Origin of the sequence: Streptomyces sp. NPDC059009 (genome assembly GCF_042740175.1) — a bacterium.
Lineage (GTDB): Bacteria > Actinomycetota > Actinomycetes > Streptomycetales > Streptomycetaceae > Streptomyces.
This window is the reverse complement of the sequence record NZ_JBHYJB010000025.1, coordinates 82,028-95,419: the sequence shown is the minus strand read 5'-3', so window position 1 is coordinate 95,419 and position 13,392 is coordinate 82,028. Positions and strand designations below refer to the sequence as shown.

Below are 13,392 nucleotides of genomic sequence, written 5' to 3'. Positions count from 1 at the left end.
ACATGAATGTGATGACCGCGAGGCTGGCCGCGCAGGAGGCGGCCGCCACGCTCCGGGCCAACCACCGCAGCGGATTCTCCGACGGTGCGGGACTCCCGTACTACTACACCTGTCCTTCGCCCGCGACCTATCCCTTCCAGTGGGCCTGGGACAGCAGCTACCACGCGATCGCTCTCACCCACCTCGACCCGGTACGTGCACAGCGGGAGCTCTCCTCGCTGGTGTCGGCCGTCACCACCACCGGATTCCTGCCTCACATGATGCTGTGGCAGGACGACCTGCGCCCGCAGGCGACCCGTGAATTCCGCATCGACGTGTGGGAGGAGTGGCGCTCGGTCACCATCGCTCCCCCTGTGCTCGCGCGGGCCGTCGAGCGGGTCCACGAGGCCACGGGTGACGACGTCTGGCTCCGCGAGGTCCTGCCGCCCGCCCTGCGCTTCTTCACCTGGCTGCACGAGCACCGCACCAGCCCGTCGACGGGTCTCCTGGAGATCTACCAGCCCGACGAGTCGGGCCTGGACATGAGCCCCAAGTACGACCGGGCGCTGGGAATTGACGGTGTGTCACCGAAGGGCGTCGCGGCGGCCTGGCACGGTGCCATGCGCACGCTGATCGACGGCTATTCGGGCGGGCGGCATCCGGAGAGCCCGCTGCGCCGGGCGCGGACGTTCGTGTGGAACGACGTCCTCGTCAACTCCATCTACGCCGACGGCCTCGCCGCACTGGCCCGGCTTGCGCAGCGCGCGGGACTGCCCGCCGAGGCGTCGGCCGGTCTGCTGCGCCGTTCCGAGGACGTCTGCCGCGCGCTCGTCGAGCACTGCTGGGACGAGGAGGCCGGGGCCTTCTTCGACCTCGACCTGGTGGCCGGGGAGCGGGTGCGGTCACTCACCGCGAGCTGCCTGTTCCCGATCATCAACGACTTCGTGCCGGACGACATCGCCAAGCGGATCATCGAGGAACACCTGCTCAACGAGCGGGAGTTCTGGCACCGCTATCCGGTCTCCAGCGTGGCCGCGACGGAGCCCGCCTTCGACGCCGTGTTCGCCACCGAGGCGATCTTCCGCGGGTCGAGCTGGATGAATCTGAACTGGTATCTGCACGGCGGGCTGCGCAAGCGCGGTTACGCGGAGCAGGCGCGTGAACTCGCCCTGCGCAGCGCCGAATGCGCGGCGAACGCGGGACTGCGGGAGTGCTACGGCCCCCACGACGCGGACGGGCACGGAGCCAAGTCCTTCGGCTGGAGCTCCCTCGTTCTCGATCTCCTGGCCGCCGAGGGCGTACCGCTGCTCGGAGTCGACGGCAAGCAACTCTCTTTGGAGGACTGACATGGCCAACTGGGGCTTTCTCGGGGCCGGTTCGATCGCCCAGTCCAGTCTGGGCCCGGCGGTGCACGCCGCGCAGGGCGCGACGCTGCACGCGGTCGCCGCGCGCGACGAACGGCGGGCACGCCTGCTCAAACCCACGAAGACGTACGAGAGTTATCCGGACCTGCTGGCCGACCCGGACGTCGACATCGTGTACGTGGCCCTGCACAACTCCGCCCATCGACGCTGGGTCGAAGAGGCGCTGGCCGCGGGCAAGCACGTGCTGTGCGAGAAGCCGCTGGGGCTCTCCGCCACCGAGGTCGACTCGATGATCCAGGCGGCGCACAAAGCGGACCGGTTGCTGGTCGAGGCCGCCTGGAACCGCTGGCATCCGCGCACCCGGGACATGGAAGCGCTGCTGGAGACCCGCGAGATCGGCAAGGTCGAACACGTCGCGGCCGACTTCCACGGCATCGCCCCCGACGCCGGCAACTACCGCCGTGAGCACGCCCTGGGCGGCGGCGCGCTCTACGACGTGGGCTTCTACGCGATCTCCCTGGCGCTCGCCGCCTTCGACTGGCAGGTCCCGCAGGTGCGCCGGGTCCAGCACCAGCGCTGGTCCGCGACGTCCGCGGACTCCGCCATCGCCATGACGCTCGGGTTCCCCTGCGGGGGCACCGCGGACATCGCCTGCTCCCTGCTCGGCGACCTCAAGCAGGAGTTCACCCTGCGGGGCAGCGAGGGGACCGTGCGCCTCACCGACCCCGCCTACACCGCGGGCGCCGAGCCGTGCGAGCTGGAACTCGCGCGGGCACAGGGCCCCGTGGACGTCTCGCCCTACCCCGCCACCGATCCGTACCAGTTGATGGTCGAGAACATCGACCGCGCTCTTTCCGGCAGGACCTCTTATGTCGTCCCCATCGAACAGTCCCTCCTCATCGCCCAGGTCATCGACGCGGCCCTGACGGTCATGGGGACTCCCCCGGCGAAGTGACCGACCTTCATTGGCTGATGTGAGAAAGGCTGCCCTGCGATGAAAGCTGTTGTGATGGCGGGCGGTGAGGGCTCCCGCCTTCGCCCCATGACCTGTGACCTTCCCAAGCCGCTCCTGCCGATGGCGGGGCGCCCGATCATGGAGCACGTGCTGCGCCTGCTGGCCCGGCACGGACTCGACGACACAGTGATCACTGTGCAGTTCCTCGCCCATCTGATCACCTCGCGGTTCGGCGACGGCGGCGACCTCGGCATGCGCCTGCAGTACGCGCACGAGACGACCCCCCTAGGGACGGCGGGCAGCGTCCTGAACGCCCGGGCCGAACTGCACGACGACACCTTCGTCGTCATCTCCGGCGACGCGCTCACGGACATCGACCTGAGCGAGCTCATCGCGTTCCACCGCGCCAAGGGCGCCCTGGCCACCGTATGTCTGACGCGGGTGCCCGATCCGCTGGAGTTCGGCATCACGGTGGTCGACGACGACGGCCGCGTCGAGCGCTTCCTGGAGAAGCCGACGTGGGGACAGGTCTTCACCGACACCGTCAACACCGGCATCTACGTGATGGAACCCGAGATCTTCGACTACGTCCCCACGGACGGCCCGGCCGACTGGGCCAAGGATGTCTTCCCCCGCCTGCTCGCCGAGGGGCGGCCCGTGTACGGGTACGTGGCCGAGGGCTACTGGGAGGACGTGGGCACGCACGACAGTTACGTCACGGCGCACGAGGACCTCCTCGACGGCAGGGTCCGCCTCGACCTCGGCGGATTCGAGCGGGCGCCGGGGATCCGGGTGCACCCGACGGCCCAGGTCCACCCGGACGCGGAGCTCCGGGCGCCGTGCTGCATCGGCGAGAACGCGAGCGTCGAGGCGGGCGCCGTCGTCGGCGCGCACTCCGTCATCGGCCCCGGCACCGTGGTGGCGGCGCGGGCGGTCACCGAGCGGGCGATCGTGCACGGCGGCGTCTACCTCGGCCCGTCCGCCCGGCTGCGCGGCTGCGTGGTGGGAGAGCGGACCCGGGTGCTCGGCGGAGCCCAGATCGCCGAGGGCGCGGTCGTGGGAGCGGGCTGCACGATCGGCGAACAGGCCCTCGTCGGGGGCGGCGTCCGGGTGTACCCGGAGAAGGTCGTCGAGCCGAAGTCCGCCGTCAACTCCTCCCTGATCTGGGGCTCGCGCCACCAGGCCAGCCTCTTCGGCGCCGACGGGATCGCGGGCGTCCTCAACGTGGAGATGACCGCCGACCTGATGGTCCGGCTCGCCGGCACGTATGCCGCGACCCTGCCGCAGGGCGCCCGCGTCACGGTCGCCCGCGACAGCTCGCCCGGCGCCCGCGCACTGGCCCGCGCGTTCACCGCGACCCTCCAGTGCAACGCGGTCGACGTCCTGGACATCGAGAACGTCCCGCTGCCCGTGGCCCGCCGGCAGACGTCCCGGCACAGCGCCGGCGGCGTGGTGATCCACGCCGTGCAGGGGGCGCCGGACCGGGTCCGTGTGCTGTTCCTGGACGAGCACGGGTGCGAACTGTCCCCGGCGGCCCGGCGCGCGCTCGACCGCGTCTACGCACGCCAGGAGTACCGCTCCGACCCGCACGCCGTCGGCAGCCTGCTCAGCCCCGGCGGGGTCACCGACGCGTATGTGAGCACGCTGCTGGCGGGCGTCGACACGTCCGGCATCGCCGGGGCCGGGCTGAAGGTCGTGGTGGACGCGGCGCACGACAGCGTGGCGGCGCTCCTTCCGGGGCTGCTCGGCTCCGTGGGCATCGAGTCCCTGGTCCTCACCTCCGGTCAGCAGGCCGCGCGTTCGGGCGGTGCGGAAGATGAGGATGCTGCGGGCGACACGGGCGGCGCCGAAGGCATGGGGCATGACCTCGGCTGGAACACCGTCCGGGACATGGTCACCGCGGCCGGGGCCGACTTCGGCGTACGGATCGACGCGGTGGGCGAACGCCTCGACGTCATCGACGAGTTGGGACGTCCCGTCGCCGAGGACCGGCTGCCGCTGGTCCTCCTCGACCTGCTCACCGCGGCGGAGCCCGGCGGGCTCGTCGCCCTTCCGGCGACCTACTCGCGCGGCGCCGAGCGGCTGGCCGCCGCCCGCGGCACCGAGGTGCGCCGGACCACCGACTCCGCGTACGCCCTCAGCCGCAGCGCGCGGGAGGAGAGCGTGCGGTGGGCCGCCGACGGGCGCGGCGGGTTCGTGCTGCCCGCCGTCTCCCCCACGTTCGACGCCATCGCCGCGCTGGTGCACCTGGCCGGCCTCCTTGCGCGCTCGCGGGAGCCGCTGAGCGCGGTCGTCGACCGCGCGCCCCGCCCCCACGTGCTGCACCACACCGTGCCCACGCCCTGGCAGGCGAAGGGCTCCCTGATGCGCACCCTGGCGGAGGCGCTGCCCGCGGCCGACGGCACCCGGGACACCTCCGTCACGGAAGGCGTGCGGATCGTGGAGAGCGGGACCCGCTGGGTCATGGTCGTGCCCGACCCGGCCGAACCGGTCACCCACCTCTGGGCGGAGGGCGCCGACCGCGCCGAGGCCCGGGCGGTGCTCGACCGGTGGACGGCCCACGTACGGAAGGCGCTGCAGACGCCGCCCCCGTCCGCCCCTCTCGCCGACCTCCCCCAGCCGAAGGGGACCCGGTCCACCGCCCGGGACTGGATCTTCACGCGTCCGCGCAGCGAGGAGGGACCGCAGATCAGCGACGTCACCGTGCACTGAACCGTGCACCAAGGGGTCGGCTCTGCGCCGCGCACCCCCATCCCCCACCCGCGTCCGAGGAACCCACGTCCAAGGAGTCACCGTGTCCGTCGTGCCCACCCCCCACCCCGTGGCGACGAAAGTCGATGCCGTCGTCTTCGACTGCGACGGCCTCCTGGTCGACACCGAGTCGTGCTGGACCCGCGCCGAGAAAGCGCTCTTCGAACAGCACGGGCTCGCCTTCGGCCTGGCCGAGAAGAAGATGCTCATCGGCCGGACGCCGACGGCCCTGGGCGTCATCCTCGCGCGGCACTTCGAACGCCCCGGGGACGAGGCGGCCCTGACCGCCGCGCTCCTCGGGCGGGTGCAGCAGGAGGTCGAGCAGGGGGTGGCGACGCTGCCGGGGGCGGTGGAGCTGGTCCGCGCCTGTGCCGCGCGGGTGCCCGTCGCGGTGGCCAGCAACAGTCCCCGCCCGCTGCTGCGGCTCACCTTGGAGTCCACCGGTCTGGCGGAGCTGCTGCCGGTGACGGTGTCCGTCGACGACGTGGCCGAGCCCAAGCCCGCGCCCGACATCTATCTGGCCGCGTGTGCCGCCGTGGGGGCGGTGCCCGACCGCTCGGTGGCGTTCGAGGACTCGCACACGGGCCTCGCCTCGGCTCAGGCGGCGGGGCTCGCGCCGGTCTTCGTCCCGTCGCTGCCGGACGGGGTCGGGGACACGGGCGGCGCCTGGCACCTGGACTCGCTGACCGAGCCCGCGGTGCACGAGTGGGCCGCCGCCCTGGTCACTGCGTAGGGCCGAGTGCCTCGACGTCGAAGGACACGTCCAGCGCGTACCGGCTGCTGACATAGCGGGACTCGGCGAGTTCCAGCGGCTGGTCGTACTGGTCCAGGATGAGCCGCAGTTCGACGAGGAGCGCCGTGCCGGGCGGGACGGCCAGCAGGTCGGCCTCCTCGGCGCCGGCGACGTCGGCCTTGATCGACGAGTGGCCGCGGGTGGGGATCTTGCCGAGGTCGTTGAGGGCCTCGTGCATGGAGTGGTTCGCGATGTCGGCCTCGAGCAGCGAGGTCAGGTCCGGCGGGAACACCGCGCTCTCGCGGGCGGTCGGGACGCCGTCGGCCAGGCGTATCCGGCTGATCTCGACGACGTCGACGGGCGGGAGCAGGAACAGCCGGTTCGCCTCGCTGTCCGTGGCGGGGCGCAGCGCCGCCGTGAGCACCTTGGACGAGGGTTCGCGCCCTTGCCGCCGCATCTGCTCGCTGAAGCGGACGAGGCTCTCGGTGCGCCGGTGCGGCAGCGACTCGGCGACGAAGGTGCCCCGCCCGGAGACCCGGTAGACAAGGCCCGCCGCGACCAGCCGCTGCACGGCCGACCGCGCGGTCATCCGGCTCACCTTGAACTCGGCGCACAACTCCGCGTCCGACGGCAGCAGATCGTGCGGGCGCAGCCCCGCGATACGGAGACGCAGGGCCTGCTCGATTTGGTAGTACCTGGGCGTGAAGTCGGCTTTCGTCATGCAACCCTCCGACGGTGCGAGCCGCCCCTTGTCCGGCGACCCGCCCATCATGCCGGACCCCGGAGCACGCCCCTCGCGCCGCTTCAGCCGACGCGTTCCCCCCGCTGATGCCCGCTCGTGGGCTCAGTCGTCGAGTCCGTCGTCGAGTCCGTCGTCGGGCGCGTCATCGTGGCGCTGCAGGATGCGGGTGAACTCCCCGTTCTCCACCAGGCCCACCAGCACCTCGACCATGTTGCCGATGCCGGGCTCCCGCACGATCAGTCCGTCCGGGCACCAGAAGTAGCGCCCGCCGAGCGCCTCCCCGGTGGCGGCCCACCGCCGCATCAGGGTCTCCACGTGCGCCACCGTGCAGACGGTGGCGCTCCACCGAGAGCCGTCGTTCAGCCGCACTTCGACGTCGACGGCGTCGACGGCGTCCAGGTCCTCGCCGTCGCCGGGCAGGAAGGACGCCTCGAAGTGCTCGGTCCGCACGCGGTACCAGGGGGTGTCCCAGTGCCCCGACGGCTCGGCCCCTGATGAAGAACTCATCGATGCATCCCTTCCTCAGGTGGCGAGTTCACGCTCGAGCGGCGTGCGGTAGGCGGGCGTGAAGCGGCGCTCGCCGAGGAAGGCGGCGAGCCGCTCGGCCTCGGCCTCGACGGCGGTACGCGCCTCCCGGCCCGCGTCCGTCAGCAGCCGCCAGGCCAGGGTGCCGTCGTTGCGCTGCGCCCAGCCCCCGACGATGCGGCCCTCCCACCACACGGTCGGACCGATGTTGCCCATGCGGTCGAAGAGCGCGGGCACATGGGCGGGGTCCAGGTAGAAGTCGCGGTCGCGCCGGCCCATCGGGGTGGGGTCGAGACCGGGCAGCAGGGCCGCCGAGGGCTCGGCTTCCGCGGCTGCCTCCGGCTCCAGGTCCTCGGCCCGCGCGTACCCCACGCCCTCGGCCAGGCCGACCTCCACCGCCCCCGCGCCCGCCACTGCCTTACGGGTGTCGGTGAGCGTCCAGCCCGTCCACCACTTCAGATCGGCGAGGGTGCCGGGCCCGAAGGCGGCGAGCCAGCGCCGGACCAGCTCACAGCGCGCCGACTCGGCAGACGCGTCCGGGAGTTCGGGCGCCGGGATCCAGGCGTGCTGGTTGCTGGTCCAGCCGCCGCGCCGCGCCCCGCGCACGACGCGCCCTTCGGCCGCCAGCACGAACAGCACGTCGGCCGCGACGGTGCGGCGTGACTCGTACGGCTTGCCCGGTGAGAGGACGAGCTGCCGCTCCAACCCGGGGACGGCGGTGGCCAGTTCGGCGGTGGTCGCCGCACGCTCCGCCAGCAGCGCCAGGACGTCGCGCGACACCTTCTCCAGCCACCTCTCCCCTTCCGCCCCCGACAGCCCCAACTGCCGCAGCAGGCCCTTCTTGCGTACGGCGGCGTGCGGGCGCCCGGTGGTGGCGAGCAGCACCGGGGCGAGGTCTGTCGGCACGACGAACAGGGTGCCGCGCATCGCGGTCATCCGCAGCAGTGAGTCCCGGTCGTAGAGCTCTCGCTCCACCGCCTCGGGGCGGGGGTCGGCGAGCCGGGCGGCGGCGGAGAGGTGGACGGTCGCCGGGTCGGTGGCGTGCAGCGCGACGAGGGACTCGGTGACCTCGCGCACGGTGCCTGCCCGTCGGGGGTGCGGGGGCAGGTGGCGGCGGGCCAGGAGGGCGCGGCGCTGCCGGGTGTCGAGGTGGGGGCGGGCGCGGGCGTTCATGGTCGGGGCCTCAGTGGTTCTCGGGTGGTTCTTGGGTGGTTCTCGGGTGTGGTTCTAGTTCTGGCGCTGGTGTCGGCTTTGGTTCCGGGTGGCGGGCTCGGTGGCGTCGGGCGGCAGGTGGAGGGTGTCCGGCAGGGCGGGGTTGGGGGTCAGGATGCGGCGCAGGATGCCTTCCACCTCGGCGCGGCTCGGGGGTTCGCTCGCGGCGACGGCGCGCAGGGACAGCCCGTTGGCGGCCATCACCGCGGCCCGCGCGGTGAGCGGATCGACGTACCGGCACAGGGCGTCGACACCCAGCTCGATGTACTGGTCGGCGAGCGGGCGCAGTTCCGGGCGGCGCATCGCGGCCACGTACAGCTCGGCCTCCGTGACCTGCTGCCCGCGCGAGGCGGCGTATCCGCCCATGAGGGAGTCGGCGAGGAGCACGGTGAGCTGCTCGGGGGTGAGGTGCGGGCGCTGGGCGACCCAGTCGTCCAGGTAGGCGGCATAACGCTCGACGGAGCGGCGGAGCGCGGCCTGGATCAGATCGCCCTTGCCGGCGAAGTGGTACGTGGTCGCCCCGAGCGGGACGCCGGCCTCCTCGGCCACCGCGCGGTGGGTCAGCCCTTCGATGCCGCGTGCGGCGATGATCCGCTCGGCGGCGGCGGTGACCTCCTCGACGCGCTGCTCCGGGGCGTACCGGCGTCGCTTGGCGCCGCGCTGGTCGGCCATGGCCACGTTCCTTCCGATCTCGCTTCTGCGTCCACTCCGAGGCGTGCTTCCTGAACGAATGTATCAATCATCAATGTAGCTGATGGCAGGTGAGATGGTCACACAGTGCCCGTTTTGCTGGGAAATCTGGACAACACTTCGGTACGTGTGTACTAATTGAAGTATCCCCATCCCCCACCCCCTGGAAGCCGCCATGTCCCCCACGAAGCGCACGAAGATCGCCGTCCTCGGCACCGGCGGCGGTGGCCGCGCCCACGCCGCCAAGCTGGCCGAGCTCGGCCACGAGGTCCACGTCGGCACCCGCGACGTGGATGCCACGCTGGCCCGCACCGAGCCGGACATGATGGGCAACGTCCCGTACAAGGAGTGGCTCGCCGACCACCCCGGCGTCACCCTGCTCCCCTTCGCCGAGGCCGCCGCGGCCGCCGACCGGATCGTCATCAACGGCATCGACGGCCACAACGCGGTGGCGGCCCTGACCGGCATCGCCGACGCCCTCAGCGGCAAGGTCCTCGTCGACTACGCGGTCCCCTACATCTACAACCCCGAGCTCGAGCACCCCTGGCCCACACCCTGGGGCGTCATGCCGAAGCTCGACCCCTGCGACAGCGACAGCCTCGGTGAGCAGATCCAGCGCGCCCTGCCCGGCGTGCGGGTCGTCAAGTCCTTCGTCACGCAGGAGCAGGAGACCGTCGTCGACCCGAAGGCGGTCGGCGGCGGGGACCACACCATGTTCGTGGCGGGCGAGGACGCCGACGCCAAGAAGGCCGTCACCGAGCTCCTGACGGCGTACGGCTGGAGCGACGTCCTCGACCTCGGCGGCATCGTCAGCTCGCGCGGCATGGAGATGTACGCGGGGATGCACAGCGCGATCGGCTTCGCCCTGGGCTTCGGGACGCCTTTCGGAGTCAAGGTCGTGCGCTGACGCGGGGAGCGGCAGCCCGGCCGCGTACGCCTTACGCGGAGCTCGCCTCGCAGGCGGTGCCGGCATCGCCTGCGGCGCCGGCGCCGGAATCCGCTCGCCCCCGCCGTCCCAGCGCGTCGCCGACACTGTCCCTGATCACGAAGACGCCCGACAGGCCCGCCAGCCGCAGGACCCGCCGGAAGAACGGCCGGTCGATGACAAGGGTGAGTTCGCCGTCGCGGGCCACCACGTGCCGGCGTACGCGCACCAGCAGGGACAGGCCGCTGCAGTCCATGAAGGACACCGGGCGCAGGTCGAGGACCAGGCAGGGGTACGGCTCCTGGGCGAAGTGCTCGAGCTGGGGTGACAGCCGGGTGGCGGCGAGAATGTCGAGGTCGCCCCGCACCTCGACCACCAGCGTCTCCCGATCACTGCGGACTCGCCGGGCCCGGACCCCGAACGCGGTCACTTCTTCCTCGGTCATGGCTTCCCTCTTGCGGCGCTGCGTGGTGCCTGGGGCCGGACTGTGGAGGGTGCCGCGACAGCGAAGAGGGCGAGAGAATCAGGTCTCCTGGGTGGGCGGGCGCCACCCACATCACGGTCACATGCGGGTGTCTGTGGCGTGTGCCGAGACCACCGGGGTCCAGGGCGGCGTTGTGGTGGTGCCATAGGCATACCCCGTTGCCGTACGCCGCCAACCAACCTTCCCTGGACCAGAGGAAGTTGGCGTGAAGTGAGCGTCTCACCGAGTCAGGGTTCCGAGGTCACGCCCGGAGCGGGCAGCGTCCTCGCGAGGTCCATCCGGGAGGCGATGCCCAGCTTGGTGTAGGCGTGGCTGAGGTGGAACTCGACGGTCTTGACGCTGAGGGCCAGTCTGCGGGCGATCTGGCGGTTCATCAGTCCGGTGCTGGCGAGCTGGGCGACGGTGAGTTCCTGCGGGGTGAGGTCGGCGGGAAGCTGTGCGGAGCGCCCGCAGGAGGCGAGTTCACGCTCACAGCGGGCGGTGTAGGGGGCAGCGGCCAGCTCGGTGAGGGCGCCGAGCGCGGGCAGCAGGTGCTCGGTCGCGGCGGTGCGTTTGCCGGTGCGGCGCAGGAACGCCCCGTAGTCGAGCCGGACTTGGGCCCTGGCGAACGGGTCGGGGACCGCCTCCGCGTGGTCCAGTGCTGTGCGGAACGCGGCCTCGGCTTCCCGGGGCCGCTGGCGGGCGGCCAGCAGGCAGCCGCGCAGCCGGCCCGCGGCGGCCAGGACGGAGCGCCTGCCCTGGTGGGCCGAAGGGTCCTCCAAGTCGTCGAGGAGCGCGTCGGCGCGCTCGTGGTCGCCGAGCCCGATCAGGGCCTCCGCGAGGAGGTGGCGCCAGGGAGGCACGGCTGTGGCGCCCCGCAGCGCGAGCAGGGGGCGCAGGGCGTCCGCCGCCTGGTCCAACTCGCCCCGGGCGACCGCGAGATGAGCCTGGGCCCGGGCCACGTGCGCCAGGGCCGATGCGCTGTGGTCGTGTCCGGTGCTGTCGCGGGCCGATCGGATGTGGGCGGCCGCCGTCTCCGTCTCGCCGCGCAGGGCCGGCACGAGCGCGGCGTCCGCGTAGGCCATCGGCTCCAGCCAGGCCAGTCCCGCTGCGGTGGCCACCGCAGCGGCCGACTCGAACTGGCGCAGCGCCTCGTCCCAGTGCCCGAGCCGGAGTTCGGCCTCGCCGAGCAGCAGCGCCGTCACGGTCCGCTGGGGTGCGGGGCCGCCCCGGCAGATCCGGGCCGCCGCCCGCAGGTCCGCGCGGCCGGCGTCGAGGTCGTCCGCGCGCAGCCGCAGCGCGCTCCGCCCGAGCAGCAGGTCGATGTCCCCGGCCGGCACGAGGACCGGTTCCGGCAGCCGGGCGGCGAGCGCGCCGCCCCGCTCGGCGGCGCCGGTCATCCCCAGCGCGGCCAGCTGGGCGAAGCGCGGCATCCCGCAGCTGAACGGCGCGGGCGGCAGGCCGTCGGCCCGGTCGGCCCACAGCACGGCGTCCTCGGCCCGCCCCTGGGTGAGGCACACATAGGTCAGCCGTTCCGCGATGCGTCGGGCCAGGTCCGGGTCGGTGGCGCTGTCGCAGCGCTGCCAGGCGTCGTCCAGCAGCACCTGGGCGGTGGAGGTCTCGCCCTGGACGAAGGCCAGGTGCCCCTGGGCGTAGCGCTGGGCGGCGGAGTGGGGGCCGGCCGGCAGGGTGTGGACCAGTTCGGCGGCCTCCTCCACCCGTCCGTCGTTCAGCAGGGCGTCGGCCGCCTCGACGGTGAGCCGCTCCCGCTCCCGGGCGGTGGTGGCGAGACGGGAGGCGTGTCCCGCCAAGGAGGCCCCGCTGGACCAGGAGCCGGCCAGGGCCTGCCTGCGGGCGTCGGCCGAGAGGTCGGCGACGAGCGCGGAGTCGGGGTCGCGGGCGGCCAGCATGCGGTGCCACGTCCGCCGGAACAGGTCGTCGGTGATCAGTGCGGCTCCGGCGTGCAGGGCGGCACGTCGCGCCGGGCCCAGGTGGTGGTAGACGGCGGCCCGGATCAGCGGGTGCGCGAAGACCAGTTCGGGCGGTCCGGCCGTCAGGTGTTCCTCCAACAGCTCCTGTTTGACGGCCTGTTCGACGGCCGCCATCGGGTGGTCGAGGCCGGCCAGGCGGGCCGCCTTGTGGAGCGGACTGCACGGGCCGAGCACACTGGCCGCCGCGACGAGGTCCTGCGTCGGGTGCGCGCAGTGCGCCAGGCGTCCCAGGACGAGCAGCCCGTAGGAGCGGGGTGCGGGCAGCGGGGCGTCGACGGCGGCCAGCAGCTCCGGCGGGACCTGCCGCAGCAGCGCCCTGATGTGCAGGGGGTTGCCCTCGGTGTGGGCGCGCAGCCGGGCGGCGGCGTGTCCGGGCAGCCGGGCGGGCAGGAGTCGGGCGCTGAGCGCCGCGGTCTGCTCGTCGCTCAGCCCCGGGAGCGCGAGCCGCAGGGTCTGGTCGTCCATCGCCAACCGCCGTAATCCGTCGGGGAGATGGCTGTCGGCGGGGTCCTGCACGGCCAGCAGGGTGAGCACGCGTCGGCGGCGCAGTCGGCGCAGTGCGAACGTGAGGGCCTGCAGGGACGGCAGATCCGCCCAGTGCGCGTCGTCCACGACGACCACGGCGGCGGCCCCCTCCGGGATCTCCTCCAGCAGGGTGAGGAGCCGGGCGCCCGCCCGCCAGGGCTGCTCCTGCGGGAACGGTGCCTCAACTGCCGTGGGCGCGGGGAGGAGTTGAGTGAGTACGCCGTAGGCGAGGGTCGTCTCGTTCTCCTCGCCGCTGGCCTCCGACAGGCGTACGGGCTCCGCCGTGCGCAGGAAGCGGCGGATCAGTGCCGTCTTGCCGATGCCCGGCGGGCCCTCGACGACCACCAGTTGCGCGCGGCCGCCGCGCGCCGCGCGCAGGCGTTCGTGCAGCGCCTGGAGTTGCTGCTCGCGGCCGCAGAACAGCGGGTCCGTGTCGTCGGTCGGTGGTGCGCTCCGCTGCGGCTGCTCCGGCATGGCGACATCCCCCGTGATGGTCGTCCGTGCGCTTCCTCGCTGTCTTCCCATACGGAGGGGGGC

General features: G+C 72.9%; 10 protein-coding genes and 1 pseudogene. 5 read left to right on the top strand and 6 right to left on the bottom strand.

Annotated features, from left to right (window positions below; genetic code table 11):
• Positions 1-2 precede the first annotated feature (2 nt).
• The 4 genes and pseudogenes from ACFWYM_RS24475 to ACFWYM_RS24460 all read left to right on the top strand — a co-directional run bounded on the left by ACFWYM_RS24475 (position 3) and on the right by ACFWYM_RS24460 (position 5,782).
• Entirely contained in the window at positions 3-1,325 is a 1,323-nt protein-coding gene (locus tag ACFWYM_RS24475; RefSeq protein ID WP_384841001.1) for a trehalase family glycosidase, read from the top strand.
• Position 1,326: 1 nt separating this feature from the next.
• Positions 1,327-2,298, top strand: coding sequence for a Gfo/Idh/MocA family protein (locus tag ACFWYM_RS24470; RefSeq protein WP_384840998.1), 972 nt, complete (start codon positions 1,327-1,329; stop codon positions 2,296-2,298).
• Positions 2,299-2,337: 39 nt separating this feature from the next.
• A pseudogene (locus tag ACFWYM_RS24465) lies at positions 2,338-4,872 on the top strand (sugar phosphate nucleotidyltransferase); the annotation flags it as partial.
• Between the two features lie 220 nt (positions 4,873-5,092).
• Positions 5,093-5,782, top strand: coding sequence for an HAD family hydrolase (locus tag ACFWYM_RS24460; protein WP_384840995.1), 690 nt, complete (start codon positions 5,093-5,095; stop codon positions 5,780-5,782).
• On the opposite strand, the gene ACFWYM_RS24455 is transcribed toward ACFWYM_RS24460, so the two are convergent.
• From ACFWYM_RS24455 to ACFWYM_RS24440, 4 genes are all read right to left on the bottom strand, one after another.
• Complete coding sequence (locus tag ACFWYM_RS24455) at positions 5,772-6,503, bottom strand: GntR family transcriptional regulator (protein WP_384840992.1); 732 nt, start codon at positions 6,501-6,503, stop codon at positions 5,772-5,774. The two genes, ACFWYM_RS24460 and ACFWYM_RS24455, sit on opposite strands and share 11 nt — an antisense overlap.
• A 123-nt stretch (positions 6,504-6,626) precedes the next feature.
• Complete coding sequence (locus ACFWYM_RS24450; protein ID WP_384840989.1) at positions 6,627-7,031, bottom strand: hypothetical protein; 405 nt, start codon at positions 7,029-7,031, stop codon at positions 6,627-6,629.
• Between the two features lie 15 nt (positions 7,032-7,046).
• Positions 7,047-8,222 carry a winged helix DNA-binding domain-containing protein gene (locus ACFWYM_RS24445; protein WP_384840986.1) on the bottom strand — a complete coding sequence of 392 codons (1,176 nt, stop codon included), beginning with the start codon at positions 8,220-8,222 and terminating at the stop codon, positions 7,047-7,049.
• A 54-nt stretch (positions 8,223-8,276) separates the two neighbouring features.
• A complete protein-coding gene (locus ACFWYM_RS24440) occupies positions 8,277-8,933 on the bottom strand; it encodes a TetR/AcrR family transcriptional regulator (RefSeq protein WP_384840983.1) in 657 nt (218 codons plus the stop codon).
• 193 nt (positions 8,934-9,126) lie between these two features.
• On the opposite strand from ACFWYM_RS24440, the gene ACFWYM_RS24435 reads away from it, so the two are divergent.
• Positions 9,127-9,858 carry an NADPH-dependent F420 reductase gene (locus tag ACFWYM_RS24435; protein ID WP_384840980.1) on the top strand — a complete coding sequence of 244 codons (732 nt, stop codon included), beginning with the start codon at positions 9,127-9,129 and terminating at the stop codon, positions 9,856-9,858.
• Positions 9,859-9,889: 31 nt separating this feature from the next.
• Here the strand turns inward: ACFWYM_RS24435 and ACFWYM_RS24430 are convergent, their stop codons facing one another.
• Positions 9,890-10,321: an STAS domain-containing protein gene (locus ACFWYM_RS24430; protein WP_384840977.1), complete on the bottom strand. Its 432-nt coding sequence runs from the start codon at positions 10,319-10,321 to the stop codon at positions 9,890-9,892.
• A gap of 266 nt (positions 10,322-10,587) precedes the next feature.
• The gene (locus ACFWYM_RS24425) at positions 10,588-13,329 is read right to left on the bottom strand and encodes an AAA family ATPase (protein ID WP_384840974.1); all 2,742 of its coding nucleotides are present in this window, start codon (positions 13,327-13,329) and stop codon (positions 10,588-10,590) included.
• Positions 13,330-13,392: the final 63 nt, after the last annotated feature.